Raw genomic sequence first — 15,105 nt, 5'->3', positions numbered from 1 at the left:
TTTCGGCCGGGGTCTGCCTTGGGGCGGCCTTGTCTCGGGTCGGCGTCCGCCTCGGTCGGCGTCCGCCTCGGTGGGCGTCCGCGTCGGCCGGGGCCACCTCGGTTGCGCTCTGCCTCGGATCGGGTGTCTCTGCCGGGGTCTGTGTCGGCCTAGGTTCGCCTCGGCCGGGTTCATCTCACCTGAGGTCTGCGTCGGGGGCGGGCTTGTCTCGGTTGGGCGCCTCGGCCAGGACCCGTCTCGGTTGGGCGCCTCCGCCAGGATCCGTCTCGGCCGGGGCCTCGGGTTTTCTTGCCCCCGGGTCCCCGCCTCCGCGGCCGCCCGCAGGGCCGCCCGCACGGCTGCGGGGGCCTCTCGTCCGCGCCCGTTGGATCGGGCTGCAAGCCCGCCCCGTGTCGTACCGGGGACGTGATCGTTTCTTCAGGACGTGAAGAGGACTCGATCTTGACCGGGTGGGTGCAGCTCGGGGGCGGTCTCGGCATCGTCGCGACCCTCTGCCCGGTGGGCGCTCTGTCCGTCGACGCGCGGGTCGAGGCGCTCGGCGTGGTCCTGTCGGAGCGGCTGGAGATCTGCCGTACGGACCTGCCGCCCGCCGCGGACGACGACGCGCCGCAGCCGGCGCCCGAACCGGCCCGTACCCCCGGTGCGCCGCCGGCCCGCGTGCCGGCCGCCACTCCCGCCCCCGAACCGCCCCGCCCAGCCCCTCCTCCCGCACCCCCACCCGCTCCGACCCCCGCCCCCACCACGCCCGCCGCCGAGTCACCGGCGCGGGCCGCGCCACGGGTGCGGGAGCTCGTCGTTCCCGTACGACTGGAGACCGCACCGCGCCCCACGCGGGCGCGCCCCGCCCCGCCGCCCCCGCCGTCCTTCGGGCCACCCGGTTACCACCCTGCCGGGGAGCGTGAGCGGGTGGGCGGGCGCTCGATGGTCACCACGACGATGGTCGTCACCACCCCCGCGGTCCTCGCCGCCGCCCTGCTGCGCCCACGCTCGCGCTCCGCCGCGTCCGGCGCCCGATCCCGCCCCAACCCGCCCTCCGGAGGCCCCTCGTGACGGAATGGTTCGTACTCGGTCTGGCCATGGTGCTGGCCTGCGCGGTCGTGCTGACCGTCACCGTGCTCAGACACCGCAGGGTGCCGGACGACGACGACACCAGCCAGACGCCCGACGTCCTCGAGTACATGGTGATGATGGTCGGCGTCGTCTACGCGATCGTCCTCGGCCTCGCCATCGCCGGCGTCTGGGAGGCCCGCGGCGCCGCGCAGGACGGCACCCGCGACGAGGCCCAGGCCCTGCACGAGATCACCCGGCGCGTACAGGTCTACCCGGCGGACGTGCGCGAGCGCGTCCAGCAGGACGTGCGGCAGTACGGCGAGCATGTGACCCGCGTCGAGTGGCCGCGCATGATCGAGGACCACGAACTCACCGACCGCGGCGGCGAACTCCTCGACACCCTGCGCCAGGACATCGCCGAGCGCCCACCCGCGAACGACCTGGAGGCACAGACCTACCAGCCGCTCCTCGACCAGGTGGCCGCCGCCGACGAGGCGCGCCGGACCCGCGCGGACAACGCCGAGGAGACCCTCCCCGGAGTGGTCTGGTTCGGCCTGGTCAGCGGGGCGCTCGTCACGGTCGGCCTGATCTTCACGCTGCAGATCAGGCGCTCCGCGCGGGAGATGCTGCTCGCGGGCACCTTCAGCGCCCTGATCGCCTTCCTGCTCTTCCTCGTCTGGAACTTCGACGCGCCCTTCGGCCGGTCGACGGCCGAGTCGGCGAGCGCCTTCCAGGATCTGATCAGCACCTGAACTGGATTACTGGGCCCGCCACTTCACGCCGGGCGGGCCCGCCCCCTCCTCACGCCGCGTGAGCCCCCTCACGCAGGCCGCGCCCGGTGCGAGAGCCGGTGTGCCTCCACCGCGAGCGCCACCTCCACCAGGTCCCGCGGCCGCGCCAGCGAGCGGGAGGTCAACTGCTCAAGTCGGCGAAGGCGGTTGAAGACCGTGTTGCGGTGGCAGTAGAGCCGGCCGGCCGCACGCCCCGCCGAGCCCTCGCAGGCCAGCCAGGCGTCCAGCGTCTCCAACAGCACCGCGCGGTCCGCCGGTTCGAGCGCGAGCACCTCGCCGAGCACGTCCGCCACCAGCAGCCCCGCAAGCTCGGGCTGACTCACCACCAGGGCCGTCGGCATCCGCCGGTCAAGCCGTACGATGCCGGTCGCGTCCGGCGGGCAGGTGCGCAGCGCGAGCTCCGCGAGCCGCCGGGCGTGGCCCAGTTCCGCGAGGCCGCCCACGACGGGGCTGATCCCGCCGGGTCCGGGGCAGCGGCCCTCCAGGAGGCGTGCCAGCCCGTCGAGCCCGCCGTCCGCGCCACCAGCGCCGTCGGCGCCCTCAGGACCGTCCCCGCAGCCGCCGCCCGCCGGGGCGAGCGCGACCACGCCGACCTCGCCGTCCGTCCGCATCCGCCAGATGAAGCGGTACCCGGCCCGCTGGATCTGCCGGTGGAAGGCCTCGCGCCCGTCGCGCCGCTCCACGCGGAGCACCACCACCGCGTACGGCCCGTGCTCGGGCAGATCGAGACCGGCCGCCGCGCGCGCCGCGAGCCCCGGCGCGGACCTGCCCTCGAGCAGCGCGTCGAGCAGCGCCTGCAGCTGCTCGTCGGTGCGCCGCCGCAGTTCCAGCTCGGTCGCACGGTAGGCGTCGGACGCCACCGCGGCCTGGGCGTCCACGGCCGACCACACCATCGTCGCCGACCGCATCAGGACCGCGAGCCGCTCCGGCTCCCGCCCCGCCGCCCCCTCCAGCAGCGCGTCCCACACCAGATAGCCCGCGTTGCGGTACGAGTGCACCAACAGGTCGAGCGGCAGGCCCTGTTGGGCGCGGCGGCGGCCCGCCTCCTCCGCGTACTCCAGGTCGCGGCGCGGCGACGCCCGCGGCGCCGAGATCGCCTCGATGCCGATCCGCATGGCCTCCTCGGCCTCCGCCCACTGCGCGTCGTGCGGCAGGACGCGCCCGTACACCGACGAGTGCTCGCCGAGCTGGCGCAGATGCTCGTCGACCAGCTCGGGCAGCCGGGGAAGCAGAGCCGTGCACGCCTCCTTGAGCAGCTTCCAGTCGTGCCCGTTCCGCGGCCTGCGTCCGCCCGTGGGCCCGGTCATCGTTGCCTCCGTCGCCGCGCTCCGGGACGTCTCGGGGACGTCGAGAGGGTGTTGCCGGCATGCCGTCGACGACGGCGTCAGATCAGCGCTGGTGCGGAGGATGCCACCCGTCGGCCCGCTCCGGCAGGCCCCTGACACGCGGTGTTGTGCGCGTGCACAACCGCGGGCCGCCCCCGCTGGTCTCCCGCAGCGTTTCGCCCGCGGCCCGTGGACGGGCCGCCCCCGCGGTGCTGGGGTGAGCGCCACGCGACGGCGCAGGGCCGTGCGGGACGAGGGGGCGACACGTGGGCGGGTCCACAAGGGAACGCGCGGGCCGGGCCGGGACCGGCCGACGCGGCGGAGGGCTCGTCGTACGCGACGTGTCGGTGGGGTACGGACCCGTACGGGCCCTGCGCCGGGTCTCGCTCGACCTGCCCGACGGCGCCGTCGTCGCCGTGCTCGGCGGCAACGGCGCGGGCAAGTCGACGCTGCTGCGCGCCATCTCACGCACCCTCGGCTTCCATGGCGGGGCGCTCACTTCGGGCGACATCCACTTCGACGGGCGCCGCACGGACGGGCTCGCGCCGGATCGCGTGGTGGCCGCCGGGATCTCACAAGTGCCCGAAGGCAGGCGGGTGTTCGCCCGGATGACCGTCACGGACAACCTGCGGGCCGGGGCACTCGGCGGCACCGGCTCACGCGCGGCCAAGGCGGCGGCCCTGCGCCGCGTCCACGACCTCTTCCCCGTCCTCGCCGAACGCGGCACGCAGCGCGCCGGGCTGCTGTCCGGCGGGGAGCAGCAGATGCTCGCGGTGGGCCGGGCGCTGATGGCCTCCCCGCGCCTGCTCCTGCTCGACGAACCCTCCCTCGGACTCGCGCCGTTGATGGCCGCGCGCATCGCCGACACCATCCGCGAGATCAACGCGCAGGGCACCTCGGTGCTCCTCGTCGAGCAGAACGCGGCCCTGGCGCTGCGGCTCGCCTCCACGGCGTACGTCCTCGACGTCGGCGAGGTCGCCCTCGCCGGGCCCGCGGACGAGCTCGCCGCCTCCGACGAGGTGCGCCGCCGTTACCTGGGCGTGGTCGACGAGGACGCGGCGGCCGACGCCTCCCGCGGCCTCGGCGCGCTGCCGGTCCTCTCGCGGTGGGAGGGCACGCCGTGACGGGACGGGAGCCTGCCGAAGCGACCGACGCGCCGAGTCCGGACGTGCCGCCCCGGAACGTGCCGCCGCTGGACGTGCCGCCCCTGGAGGTGCGTGAGCTGACCGTCCGCTTCGCCGGGCTCACCGCCCTCGACGCCGTCAGCTTCACCGTCCGCCCCGGCACCGTGCACGCGGTCATCGGGCCCAACGGCGCGGGCAAGTCGACCTGCTTCAACGTCCTGTCCGGGGTCTACCGCGCCACCAGCGGCAGCGTCCGCTTCGGCGGCCACGAGCTCACCGGGATGCGCCCGCACCGCATCGCGGACCTGGGCGTCGCCCGGATCTTCCAGAACCTCGCTCTGCCGCCGCGCGCCACCGTCGCCGACAGCCTGCTGCTCGGCCGCCACCGGCTGACCCGCGCCGGATTCGTGGCCGCCGGCCTGCGGCTGCCGTCGGCGGCCCGCGAGGAGCGCCGCCACCGCGAACGCGTCCGCGAGATCGCCGCGTTCGTCGGCCTGGAACGCCAACTCGACCTGCCCGCGGGCTCCTTGCCGTACGGGCAGCAGAAACTCGCCGAGCTGGCCCGCGCCCTGTGCATGGAACCGCGGCTGCTGCTCCTCGACGAGCCCGTCGCCGGCATGACCGCCGACGAACGGCGCCGCACCGCGGCCGTCATCGCGGGCGTCCGCGACAGCCTCGGCATCTCGATCGTCCTGGTGGAACACGACATGGGGGTGGTGATGCGGCTCGCGGACGCGGTGACCGTACTGGACTTCGGCCGCCGGATCGCCGACGGCACCCCGGGCGCCGTACAGAACGACCCGGCGGTCGTCCGCGCCTACCTCGGGGAGAGCGACGGTACGGGGGAGGGCGACGGTACGGGCCACGGTGACCGTACCGCCGAGGGTCGCACCACCGAAGGCGACCGCACCGCCGACGAAGACGGCGACCGCCCCGTCGAAGAGGAGCCCTGCCCATGACCACCCTCACCGAACTCCTCCTCAACGGCGTCTCGTTGGGGTCGGTCTACGCCCTCATCGCCCTCGGCTTCGTCGTCATCTTCCGGGCCACCGAAGTGGTGAACTTCGCGCACGCCTCCCTGCTCCTCGCCGGCGGCTACATCACCGCCTCGCTCCACGACGACCTCGGCTTCTGGCCCGCGCTGCTCGTCGGCATCGCGGGGGCGGCCGTGGTCGGCGCCGCCGTCGAGTTCCTCGTCATGCGCCGGTACCGGGGCAGCGACCACAGCGTGCTCGCCATCGTCACCATCGGCGTCGACATCCTGCTCACCACCGAGCTCACCCGCCGCCTCGGCACGGACGTGCTGCCGCTCGGCGACCCCTGGGGCGACGGCGTGCTGACCATCGGGCCGGTCTCCGTGGCCCACACCCGCGTCGCCGCGCTCGTCGCCGCCGCGCTGCTCATCACCGTCTTCCTGCTCGCCTTCCGCCACACCTCGTGGGGCGTGGCGATGCGGGCCGCCGCCGAGAGCCCCGAGACGGCCGCGCTCATGGGCGTGCGGCTCGGCAGGGTCTCCCTCGGGGCCTGGGCCGTGGCGGGCGCGCTCGCCGCCGTCGCCGCGCTCTTCCTCACGGTCTTCCCCACGCCGGGCCTGGAACGCACGACCTCGCTGGCCGCGCTCAAGGCGTTCCCGGCCGCGATCCTCGGCGGCCTCGACTCGACGACCGGCGCCCTCGTCGGCGGGCTCGTGGTGGGCGTGACGGAGTCCCTCGCCACCGGCTACCAGAGCGACCTGACCTTCCTCGGCCGGGGCCTCGGCGACCTCGCGCCCTATCTCGTCATGACCGCGATCCTGCTGATCCGGCCCGCCGGGCTCTTCGGCACGAAGGAGCTCGCCCGTGTCTGACACCAGCAGCCGCACCACCCGTACCCACGCTGGCACCCGTACCCGTACCAAGCGTCCCCGCGGCCCCCGCCCGTACCTCTGGGCGGCCGGCGCGGTCCTGCTGCTCGCGCTGCCCTTCTACCTCGACCGCTTCTGGCTCCAGGCCGGCCTCTTCGCGATGGCCGCCGCCATCGGCGCGATCGGCATCAACCTGCTCACCGGCGCGACCGGCCAGCTCTCCATGGGGCACGCCTTCTTCCTCGCCATCGGGGCGTACGGATACTGCGCGCTCGCCGGAGACGGCGCCGACGGCCTCACGGGGCTCTCGCTGCCCACTGGGGTCGCCGCGGCCCTCGCGGTGGCCCTCGCTGGGCTCGCGGGCGGCCTCTTCAGCCCCATCGCGGGCCGCCTGCACGGCGCCTATCTCGGCATCGCGACGCTCGCCCTGATCTTCATCGGCCAGCACGTGCTGTTCAACGCGCACGACCTCACGGGCGGCTCCAACGGGCGTGACGTGCCGCCCCTGGACCTCTTCGGCCTCACCTTCGACGAGCGCGAGGTGGTGATCGCCGCCGTACCGTTCGGCTCCGCGGAGAAGCTCTGGTACGCGGGTCTCGTGCTGCTCCTCGGCTGCGGACTCTTCGCCCGCGGCGTGCTGCGCGGCCGCCCGGGGCGGGCCCTGAACGCGATCCGCGACCACCGGGTGGCCGCCGGCGTCATGGGCGTGCCCGTGGCCCGGTACCGCGCCGGGGTCTTCGTCCTGTCGTCGATGTACGCAGGCCTCGCCGGCGTGCTGATCGCCCTGGTCTTCCAGCGCACCGTGCCCGACTACTTCGGCATGACGCTCTCCCTGGAGTACCTCGCGATGATCGTCATCGGGGGCCTCGGGTCGGTCGCCGGGGCGGTCGCGGGCGCCGCCCTCGTCTCCCTGCTGCCGCAGTTGCTCGGCCGGTACAGCGAGGCCCTGCCGCTCGTCTCGGCGCCCGGCACCGGCGGGATCTCACCGGGTGAGGCGTCCCGGTATCTGTACGGCGCCGCCGTCGTGGCGGTGGTGCTCTTCCTGCCCGGCGGCCTGGCGCGCATCGCCGACCGGCGCAGCAGGCCACGTCCAGGCACTCCAGGGGAGGAAGCATGAACACACTGACCAGGGCCACGGCGGCCACCACCGCCCTCGCCGCACTGCTCGCGCTGACCGCGTGCAGCTCGAAGGCGAAGGACGACGACGGCGGGGGAGAGGGCGCGGGTGGGGTGCGGACCGGCACCGGTGTGACGGCGAAGACCATCGACCTCGGCGTGCTCACCGACATGACCGGCGTCTACGCCACCCTCGGCAAGAGCGTCACCCAGGCCCAGCAGCTCTACGTCGACCAGGTCAACGCCGACGGCGGCATCTGCGGCCGCAAGCTGAAGCTCACCGTCCGCGACCACGGCTACGACCCGCAGAAGGCCGTCGCCGCCTACACCGAGCTGGAGCCGAAGGTGCTCGGCTTCGCCCAGTTCATCGGCTCTCCGTTCGTCGCCGCGGTCAAGCAGCGCGTGGACGGCAACAAGGGCCTGGTCCTGCCGCAGGCCTGGTCGTCGAACCTGCTGGGCAGCCGGTACGTGCGCGTGATCGGCTCGACGTACGACCTGGAGACGATCAACGCCATCGACTTCCTCATGAAGGAGAAGGGCCTCAAGAAGGGCGACAAGCTCGGCCACGTCTACTTCGAGGGCGACTACGGGGAGAGCGCCCTCAGGGGCTCGAAGCACATGGCCGCCGAGGCGGGGCTCACCGTCGTCGAACAGAAGATCAAGCCGACGGACAACGACATGACCGCCCAGGTCTCCGCCCTGAAGAAGGCGGGCGTCAAGGCCGTCGTGATCAGCGCGGGCCCGCGTCAGGCCGCCTCCCTGGTCGGCGTCGCGGCGGCCGGCCGCTTCGACGTCCCGGTGATCGGCAACAACTCCGCGTTCGCCCCGCAGCTCCTCGCCACGCAGTCGGGCCCGGCCCTGACGAAGAACTACTACGTGGCCTCGCCCACCCTGCCCATCGGGGCGGACACGGACGCCGCGAAGAAGCTCGTCGCCGACTACCGCAAGGCCCACCCCGAGGACGCCCTGGACAACGGCGTCGTGGCGGGCTGGACGGCGGCGTCCGTCTTCGGCGAGGCCCTGAAGAAGGCGTGCGACGCGAAGGACCTCACCCGCGAGGGCGTGGACAAGGCGCTCCTGACCATCGACGACTTCGACGCGGGCTTCGGCGTCCCCCAGAACTTCACGGACCCGAAGGCCCCCTCCTCCAAGGAGAGCGTGATCCTCCAGCCGGACAAGAAGGCGACGGGAGGAATGAGGGTGATCCGCAAGCCGGGCACGGCGGAGGCCGCGGAAAGTTACGCAGCCGGAGGCTGAGATTTCAGCCCGTGGGGGTCCCCCCTGCTCCTTAAGAGCTTGGGGGAGTTTGAGGACGGCCCGAAGGGCGACAGAGGGTACGCGAAGGGGGGCCTGAACCATTTCCGGTTCAGGCCCCCCTTCGCACCGTTCAAGCGACGCTAGGTCACTGCGTAGCACGCGCCTCACGACGGTTGCCGCGGAAGTTGTTCACCCTCCGAGCCGTGGCGAAGAGGGGAATCACCGCGCCGAGGACGAGCTGCAGCGCGCAGCCGGTCTGCAGCAGCAGCTGGCCGCCCGGCGCCTCGAACGCCCAGGCCGCGAGCAGCCCCATCGCCGCGACGATCCAGGAGAGCATGGCCACCGCGAGGGGGCCCCGCGGCTTCGGGTACTCGACGCGGCTGACCATGAGCCAGGCCGTGCCGATGATCGCGAGGAGCGTCGCCACGAAGGGCAGCTCCAGGAGCACGATCGAGACGACCGTCAGCGCTCCGAAGGGGGACGGCATGCCCTGGAAGGTGCCGTCCTTCACGGTCACGCAACTGAACCGCGCAAGCCGCAGCACCACCGCCAGCAGCACGACGATCGCGCCGACCGCCGCCACCCGCTGGTGCGCGTCGTCGGCGACCATGCCGTAGACGAGGACGAAGTACGCCGGCGCCAGACCGAAGCTGATCAGGTCCGACAGGTTGTCCAGCTCCGCGCCCATCGGCGAGGACCGCAGCTTGCGCGCCACGAGCCCGTCGAAGAGGTCGAAGACGGCCGCGCAGAGCATCAGGATCACGGCGGTCGCGGCGGAGTGCCGCGCCATGCCGCTCTCGTTGCTGCCCTGGAGGTGCGGGATGAGGATCCCCGTGGTGGTGAAGTACACCGCCATGAAGCCGCACGTGGCGTTGCCGAGCGTGAGGGTGTCCGCTATCGAGAGGCGCAGTGAGAGAGGCATCTCCTCATCGGCCTCGTCCTCCACCGCCTCGGGCACCCAGCCCGCCTGTGTCTCGGGATCAACCACGGTCAATGCGAGTCACCCCAGCCACGGTCTTCTGACCGACCTCCACGTCCACCTCGACGCCCTCGGGGAGGTAGATGTCGACGCGCGAGCCGAAACGGATCAGGCCGATCCGCTCACCCTGCTCCACCTTCGTGCCCTGCGGCACGTACGGCACGATGCGCCGCGCGACCGCGCCCGCGATCTGGATCATCTCGATGTCGCCGAGCTCGGTGTCGAAGTGCCAGACAACGCGCTCGTTGTTCTCGCTCTCCTTGTTGAACGCCGGGACGAACCCGCCGGGGATGTGCTCCACGGACGTCACGGTGCCGGCCAGCGGCGCGCGGTTGACGTGGACGTTCAACGGGCTCATGAAGATGGCGACGCGGGTACGCCCGTCCTTCCACGGCATGATGCTCTGCACCACGCCGTCGGCGGGGGAGATGACCCGGCCCTGAGCGATCTCGCGCTCGGGGTCGCGGAAGAACCACAGCATGCCCGCCGCCAGCGCGGTGGCGGGCACGGCTACGGCCGCGGCGCCCTTGGAGCGGCGCGCGCGAGCGAGGCTGAGTGCCGCGGTTGCGACGGTCGGCAGGAGCCACGGCGATGCTCCGCGAGCAAGGCGTCCCTGAAGAATGCCGTCGCGTGGTGCAGAGGTTTGGCTGTGGGGCATGGATGACCTTCGTAGCGGATGATGCCGCGCAGTGATACGGGGGACGGCGGCTTTTTCCGGATGCTATCGGTTGCGGGCCACAACTGGGCAAGCCAGGAAGCTGAGTCGGCGGCCGAAGAGTGTTGACAGGGTGTGATCTTCTTCTCGGTGAAAGTGGCCCAAACCGGGCATCTAGCCCTGGAATCGATACTCTTCGAGTAGCCGTCGGCCAATGATCATTTTCTGGATCTCGGCGGTACCTTCACCGATCAGCAGCATCGGGGCCTCGCGGTAGAGGCGCTCGATCTCGTACTCCTTCGAGAAGCCGTAACCGCCGTGAATCCGGAACGCATCCTCCACTACTTCCTTGCAGTACTCGGAGGCGAGGTACTTCGCCATCCCTGCTTCGAGGTCGTTTCGTTCCCCGGAGTCCTTTTTGCGCGCTGCATTTACCATCATCGCATGGGCGGCCTCGACCTTGGTAGCCATCTCGGCCAGCTTGAACTGAATTGCCTGGTGCTGGGCGATGGCCTTGCCGAAAGTGTGGCGTTGCTGTGCATATGAGACACCGAGCTCAAATGCACGCTGCGCGACGCCGCAGCCACGGGCCGCGACATTGACGCGCCCCACCTCGACGCCGTCCATCATTTGGTAAAAACCTCGGCCGGTGGTCCCGCCGAGCACGCGATTGGCCGGAATTCGCAGCCCGTCCATGATGAGTTCGGTCGTGTCGACGCCCTTGTAACCCATCTTGTCGATCTTGCCGGGGATGGTGAGACCGGGCCGGACCTCTCCGAACCCGGGCTCCTTCTCCACGAGGAAGGTCGTCATCGACTTGTGCGGCGCCGTGCCCTGCGGGTGTCCTTCGTCACTCCGGCACAGAACGGCCACCAGAGTCGACGTCCCCCCGTTGGTCAGCCACATCTTCTGACCGTTGAGAACGTACTCGTCGCCGTCCTTGACGCCCTTGGACGTGATCGCCGACACGTCCGAGCCGAGCCCCGGCTCCGACATCGAGAAGGCGCCCCGCACCTCGCCGGCCGCCATCCGCGGCAGGAAGGTGTCCTTCTGCTCCTGCGTGCCGTGCTGCTTGAGCATGTAGGCGACGATGAAGTGGGTGTTGATGATGCCGGAGACCGACATCCAGCCACGCGCGATCTCCTCGACGCACAGCGCGTACGTGAGCAACGACTCGCCCAGGCCGCCGTACTCCTCCGGGATCATGAGCCCGAAGAGGCCCAACTCCTTGAGGCCGTCGACGATCTGCTGCGGGTACTCGTCGCGGTGCTCCAGATCGGTCGCGACCGGAATGATCTCCTTGTCGACGAAGTCCCGGACGGTGGAGAGGATCTCCTGCTGGATGTCGGTGAGACCGGCGGTCTGCGCGAGTCGGCTCATGACGTCACTTCTCCTGGCTCTTCGGCTCCGGGCGGCCGGGCTGTTCTCCGCCGCGCTCCTTGATGTACGTCTCGGTGGGCACCATCACCTTGCGGCGGAACACGCAGACCACCGTGCCGTCCTGCTTGTAGCCCCTGGTCTCCACGTACACGATCCCGCGGTCCGACTTGGACTTCGACGGGGTCTTGTCGAGGACCGTCGTCTCGCCGTAGATCGTGTCGCCGTGGAAGGTCGGCGCCACGTGCTTGAGCGACTCGACCTCCAGGTTGGCGATCGCCTTGCCGGAGACGTCCGGCACGGACATGCCGAGCAGCAGCGAGTAGATGTAGTTGCCCACGACGACGTTCTTCCCGAAGTCCGTCGTCTTCTCCGCATAGTTGGTGTCCATGTGGAGGGGGTGGTGGTTCATGGTGAGCAGACAGAAGAGGTGGTCGTCGTACTCGGTGACCGTCTTCCCGGGCCAGTGCTTGTACACGGCGCCGACTTCGAACTCTTCGTAGGTGCGGCCGAACTGCATGTGTCTTACGCCTCCGGGGCCTCGAACTTGGACGTGCGGGTCATCCCGGCCGCACGGCCCTTCCCGGAGATGACGAGCGCCATCTTCCGGCTCGCCTCGTCGATCATCTCGTCGCCGAGCATCGCCGAGCCCTTCTTGCCGCCCGCCTCGGACGTGTAGTACTCGTACGCGTCCAGGATCAGTTCGGCGTGGTCGAAGTCCTCCTGGGAGGGCGAGAAGACCTCGTTGGCCGCCTCGACCTGGCCCGGGTGCAGGACCCACTTGCCGTCGAAACCGAGCGCGGCGGCGCGGTTGGCCACCTCGCGGTAGCCGTCGACGTTCTTGATCTGCAGGTAGGGGCCGTCGATCGCCTGGAGGTTGTTGGCGCGGGCCGCCATCAGGATCTTCATCAGGATGAAGTGGTAGGCGTCCGCCGGGTAGCCGGGCGGCTGCTCGCCGACGACCAGGGACTTCATGTTGATGGAGGCCATGAAGTCGGCCGGGCCGAAGATGATGGTCTCCACGCGCGGGGAGGCCTCGGCGATCGCGTTGACGTTGTTGAGGCCCCGCGCGTTCTCGATCTGCGCCTCGATGCCGATCTTGCCGACCTCGAAGCCCATCGTCTTCTCGATCTGCGTGAGCAGGTAGTCGAGGGCGACGACCTGCTCGGCGCTCTGCACCTTCGGCAGCATGATGCAGTCGAGGTTCTGGCCCGCGCCCTCGACGACCGTGACGACGTCGCGGTAGGTCCACTCGGTGGTCCAGTCGTTGACGCGCACGACCCGCGTCTTGCCCGTCCAGTCGCCCTCGTTGAGGAACTTGACGATGGTGTGCCTGGCCTCCGGCTTGGCGAGCGGCGCGCAGGCGTCCTCCAGGTCCAGGAAGACCTGGTCGGCCGGGAGGCCCTGGGCTTTCTCCAGGAAGCGGGGGTTCGAACCCGGGACCGCGAGGCAGGAGCGGCGCGGACGAAGACGGTTGATCGCCTGCGCGGCGGAGCCGCTCGTTGGAAGGGCGGTGGCGGGCGACGGGTGGGCGGGCGCGGTCATGCGGGGACCTCCAGTGGGTCGAGCTTGTTCGCTTTCCGGATCTCGTCGACGATACGGCCGATGATCTCGGTGATGCCGAAGTCCTTGGGGGTGAAGACGGCGGCCACACCCGCCGCCTTCAGGTCCTCGGCGTCGCTGTTGGGGATGATGCCCCCGGCGATGACGGGGATGTCGGGGGCGCCGGCCTCGCGCAGCCGCTCCAGCACGTCGGGCACGAGCTGCGCGTGCGAGCCGGAGAGGATCGACAGGCCCACCGCGTGCACGTCCTCGGCGAGCGCCGCGTCGACGATCTGCTCGGGCGTGAGGCGGATGCCCTGGTAGACCACTTCGAAGCCGGCGTCCCTGGCGCGCACGGCGATCTGCTCGGCGCCGTTGGAGTGCCCGTCGAGGCCGGGCTTGCCGACCAGGAAGCGGAGCCGGCCGCCGCCGAGCTCCTCGGCGGTGCGCGCGACCTTCTCGCGGACGAGGGCGAGCGGCGAGCCCTCCTCCGCCGCGACGGCCACCGGAGCGCTGGAGACGCCCGTGGGCGCCCGGAACTCCCCGAAGACCTCCCGCAGGGCCCCGGCCCACTCCCCGGTCGTCACACCGGCGCGTGCGCACTCCAGGGTGGCCTCCATGAGGTTGCCCGTCCCCGCGGCCACCTCCTTGAGGCGCTGCAGGGCCTTGCACGGGCGCGGGTGGTTGAACGGCGGCTGGTAGCGGGTGTCGCGCCAGTCCTTGATGGCCCGCACGGTGCGCGCCTCGCCGGCCGGGTCGACCGTCATGATCGCCGCGTCCAGGTCGGCGGTGAGCGGGCTCGGCTCGGTGGACTCGTACGAGTTCACGCCGACGATCTTCTCCTGGCCGGACTCGATGCGCGCCCGGCGCTCGGCGTGCGAGGAGACGAGCTGCGACTTGAGGTAGCCGGACTCGACGGCGGCCATCGCGCCGCCCATCTCCTCGATCCGCTCCATCTCGGTCAGGGACTCCTTGACGAGCTCCTCGACCTTGGCCTCGACGACGTGCGAGCCCGCGAAGATGTCCTCGTACTCCAGGAGGTCGCTCTCGTGCGCGAGGACCTGCTGGATGCGCAGCGACCACTGCTGGTCCCAGGGCCGGGGCAGGCCGAGCGCCTCGTTCCAGGCCGGGAGCTGCACGGCACGCGCGCGTGCGTCCTTGGAGAGGGTGACGGCCAGCATCTCCAGGACGATGCGCTGGACGTTGTTCTCCGGCTGGGCCTCGGTCAGGCCCAGCGAGTTGACCTGCACGCCGTAGCGGAACCGGCGGTGTTTCGGGTTCTCGATGCCGTATCGCTCGCGCGTGACCTGATCCCAGATCCGCCCGAACGCCCGCATCTTGCACATCTCCTCGATGAAGCGGACACCCGCGTTCACAAAGAAGGAGATGCGGGCCACGACGTCCCCGAACTTCTCCTCGGGAACCTGCCCCGAGTCGCGTACGGCATCGAGAACCGCGACGGCGGTGGACATCGCGTACGCGATCTCCTGGACCGGTGTGGCCCCCGCCTCCTGGAGGTGGTAGCTGCAGATGTTGATGGGGTTCCACTTGGGGATGTGGGCCACCGTGTACGTGATCATGTCGGTGGTCAGCCGCAGCGAGGGACCCGGCGGGAAGACGTGCGTCCCGCGCGAGAGGTACTCCTTGACGATGTCGTTCTGCGTCGTCCCCTGGAGCTTGGTGATGTCCGCACCCTGCTCCTCCGCGACCACCTGGTAGAGCGCCAGGAGCCACATGGCGGTGGCGTTGATCGTCATCGAGGTGTTCATCTGCTCCAGGGGGATGTCCTGGAACAGCCGTCGCATGTCGCCGAGGTGCGAGACCGGCACGCCGACCCGGCCGACCTCACCGCGGGCGAGGATGTGGTCGGGGTCGTAGCCGGTCTGCGTGGGCAGGTCGAAGGCGACCGAGAGCCCGGTCTGCCCCTTGGCGAGGTTGCGCCGGTACAGCTCGTTGGACGCCTCCGCCGTGGAATGACCGGCGTACGTCCGCATGAGCCACGGCCGGTCCTTCTGGCGCTCTGTCATGTTCCGCTGCTCCTCAGTG

14 protein-coding genes and 1 pseudogene are annotated in these 15,105 nt (G+C 71.1%); 8 read left to right on the top strand and 7 right to left on the bottom strand.

Features of this window, described 5'->3' with window-relative positions:
* Positions 1 to 441 precede the first annotated feature (441 nt).
* On the top strand, positions 442 to 1,050 hold the full coding sequence (locus tag ACZ6CV_RS33490) for a hypothetical protein (protein WP_469255166.1): 609 nt from the start codon (positions 442 to 444) through the stop codon (positions 1,048 to 1,050).
* Positions 1,047 to 1,802, top strand: coding sequence for a bestrophin-like domain (locus tag ACZ6CV_RS33485; RefSeq protein ID WP_358706637.1), 756 nt, complete (start codon positions 1,047 to 1,049; stop codon positions 1,800 to 1,802). The genes ACZ6CV_RS33490 and ACZ6CV_RS33485 overlap by 4 nt, the downstream gene beginning before the upstream one ends.
* A gap of 68 nt (positions 1,803 to 1,870) precedes the next feature.
* Here the strand turns inward: ACZ6CV_RS33485 and ACZ6CV_RS33480 are convergent, their stop codons facing one another.
* Positions 1,871 to 3,148 carry a PucR family transcriptional regulator gene (locus ACZ6CV_RS33480; protein ID WP_469255164.1) on the bottom strand — a complete coding sequence of 426 codons (1,278 nt, stop codon included), beginning with the start codon at positions 3,146 to 3,148 and terminating at the stop codon, positions 1,871 to 1,873.
* A gap of 284 nt (positions 3,149 to 3,432) precedes the next feature.
* On the opposite strand from ACZ6CV_RS33480, the gene ACZ6CV_RS33475 reads away from it, so the two are divergent.
* The 6 genes and pseudogenes from ACZ6CV_RS33475 (at position 3,433) to ACZ6CV_RS33450 (ending at position 8,506) form a co-directional block, all read left to right on the top strand.
* Entirely contained in the window at positions 3,433 to 4,290 is an 858-nt protein-coding gene (locus ACZ6CV_RS33475) for an ABC transporter ATP-binding protein (RefSeq protein WP_469255163.1), read from the top strand.
* 89 nt (positions 4,291 to 4,379) lie between these two features.
* A pseudogene (locus tag ACZ6CV_RS33470) lies at positions 4,380 to 4,844 on the top strand (ATP-binding cassette domain-containing protein); the annotation flags it as partial.
* A 21-nt stretch (positions 4,845 to 4,865) separates the two neighbouring features.
* The gene (locus tag ACZ6CV_RS33465) at positions 4,866 to 5,249 is read left to right on the top strand and encodes an ABC transporter ATP-binding protein C-terminal domain-containing protein (protein WP_469255227.1); all 384 of its coding nucleotides are present in this window, start codon (positions 4,866 to 4,868) and stop codon (positions 5,247 to 5,249) included.
* Positions 5,246 to 6,136 carry a branched-chain amino acid ABC transporter permease gene (locus ACZ6CV_RS33460; protein WP_469255162.1) on the top strand — a complete coding sequence of 297 codons (891 nt, stop codon included), beginning with the start codon at positions 5,246 to 5,248 and terminating at the stop codon, positions 6,134 to 6,136. Before ACZ6CV_RS33465 ends, ACZ6CV_RS33460 begins: the two co-directional genes overlap by 4 nt.
* Complete coding sequence (locus tag ACZ6CV_RS33455; RefSeq protein ID WP_469255161.1) at positions 6,129 to 7,250, top strand: branched-chain amino acid ABC transporter permease; 1,122 nt, start codon at positions 6,129 to 6,131, stop codon at positions 7,248 to 7,250. The genes ACZ6CV_RS33460 and ACZ6CV_RS33455 overlap by 8 nt, the downstream gene beginning before the upstream one ends.
* On the top strand, positions 7,247 to 8,506 hold the full coding sequence (locus ACZ6CV_RS33450; RefSeq protein WP_469255160.1) for an ABC transporter substrate-binding protein: 1,260 nt from the start codon (positions 7,247 to 7,249) through the stop codon (positions 8,504 to 8,506). The genes ACZ6CV_RS33455 and ACZ6CV_RS33450 overlap by 4 nt, the downstream gene beginning before the upstream one ends.
* 145 nt (positions 8,507 to 8,651) lie before the next feature.
* Here ACZ6CV_RS33450 and pssA read toward each other — a convergent pair whose 3' ends face one another.
* The 6 genes from pssA to ACZ6CV_RS33420 form a co-directional block, all read right to left on the bottom strand.
* Complete coding sequence (pssA, locus tag ACZ6CV_RS33445) at positions 8,652 to 9,500, bottom strand: CDP-diacylglycerol--serine O-phosphatidyltransferase (protein ID WP_355816030.1); 849 nt, start codon at positions 9,498 to 9,500, stop codon at positions 8,652 to 8,654.
* Complete coding sequence (locus tag ACZ6CV_RS33440; RefSeq protein ID WP_078593758.1) at positions 9,487 to 10,143, bottom strand: phosphatidylserine decarboxylase; 657 nt, start codon at positions 10,141 to 10,143, stop codon at positions 9,487 to 9,489. Before ACZ6CV_RS33440 ends, pssA begins: the two co-directional genes overlap by 14 nt.
* 171 nt (positions 10,144 to 10,314) lie before the next feature.
* On the bottom strand, positions 10,315 to 11,520 hold the full coding sequence (locus ACZ6CV_RS33435; RefSeq protein WP_469255158.1) for an acyl-CoA dehydrogenase family protein: 1,206 nt from the start codon (positions 11,518 to 11,520) through the stop codon (positions 10,315 to 10,317).
* A gap of 4 nt (positions 11,521 to 11,524) precedes the next feature.
* Positions 11,525 to 12,037, bottom strand: coding sequence for a MaoC family dehydratase (locus tag ACZ6CV_RS33430; RefSeq protein ID WP_469255156.1), 513 nt, complete (start codon positions 12,035 to 12,037; stop codon positions 11,525 to 11,527).
* A gap of 5 nt (positions 12,038 to 12,042) precedes the next feature.
* Complete coding sequence (locus ACZ6CV_RS33425; protein ID WP_469255154.1) at positions 12,043 to 13,062, bottom strand: HpcH/HpaI aldolase/citrate lyase family protein; 1,020 nt, start codon at positions 13,060 to 13,062, stop codon at positions 12,043 to 12,045.
* Entirely contained in the window at positions 13,059 to 15,086 is a 2,028-nt protein-coding gene (locus ACZ6CV_RS33420) for a protein meaA (RefSeq protein WP_469255152.1), read from the bottom strand. The genes ACZ6CV_RS33425 and ACZ6CV_RS33420 overlap by 4 nt, the downstream gene beginning before the upstream one ends.
* Between the last annotated feature and the right edge of the window lie 19 nt (positions 15,087 to 15,105).

It is taken from the genome of Streptomyces sp. NPDC041713, assembly GCF_055591085.1.
This window is presented reverse-complemented; position numbering and strand designations above follow the sequence as displayed.